The sequence below is a fragment of the Cellulomonas triticagri genome (assembly GCF_003696205.1).
GTDB lineage: Bacteria > Actinomycetota > Actinomycetes > Actinomycetales > Cellulomonadaceae > Cellulomonas > Cellulomonas triticagri.
The window spans coordinates 1-749 of record NZ_RFFI01000275.1 but is presented as its reverse complement, the minus strand read 5'-3'; the positions used below and the strand labels follow the sequence as shown (position 1 = coordinate 749).

The window sequence follows — 749 nt, the reverse complement described above, 5'->3', positions numbered from 1 at the left end:
CGAGCACCGCGACCGCCTCGGCGTCGGGGACCCCGCGGCGCGCGCCGCCCTCCGCGCGGGCCCGCAGCTGCGCGACCAGGCCGCGCAGGTCCAGCGGCGCGGGCGCGGACGTGCGCCGGGGGTCGTCGTCCTCGTCGCACGGCTCGACCAGGTCGAGGAACGGCGACGGCTGGTCGTCCTCGTCGGAGACCGCCGTGACCAGCAGCGCGCGCCGCGCCCGGGACACCGCCACGTGGAACGAGCGCAGCTCGTCGGCGAGCACCGCCGCGCGCGCCGCCTGCCCCGCCTCGGCGGCGGAGGACGCCGACCGCCCCGCGAGCAGGTCGACCAGCGCCTGCGAGCCCAGCAGGGAGTCCCGCAGCCGCAGGTCGGGCCACACGCCCTCCTGCACGCCCGCGACCACGACGACGTCCCACTCCCGCCCCGCCGCGCCCGCGGGGGTGAGCACCTGCACGGCGTCCCGGCGCGCGCGGGCGGCGATGGTGTCCGACGGCAGCTCCTGCGCCTCGACCCACTCCAGGAACGCCGCCGCGCGGGCCTGCGGCATCCGGTCCACGAACGTCTCCGCGGCGCGGAACAGCGCCAGCACCGCGTCCAGGTCCCGGTCCGCGCGCGCCCCGCCCGGACCGCCCGCGAGCGCCGACCGCCGCCACGGCTCGGCCAGCCCCGAGGCGTCCCACACCGCCCACAGCACGGTCTGCGCGTCGGCACCCGGCTCGCGGGCGGCCTCGCGGCCCTCCGCCAGCACG

At 80.6% G+C, this 749-nt stretch carries 1 protein-coding gene; it reads right to left on the bottom strand.

Annotation, left to right across the window (positions count from 1 at the left end):
• A partial coding sequence (locus tag EBM89_RS20815) for a 3'-5' exonuclease (RefSeq protein WP_305038160.1) occupies positions 1 to 749 on the bottom strand: 749 nt, incomplete at both ends.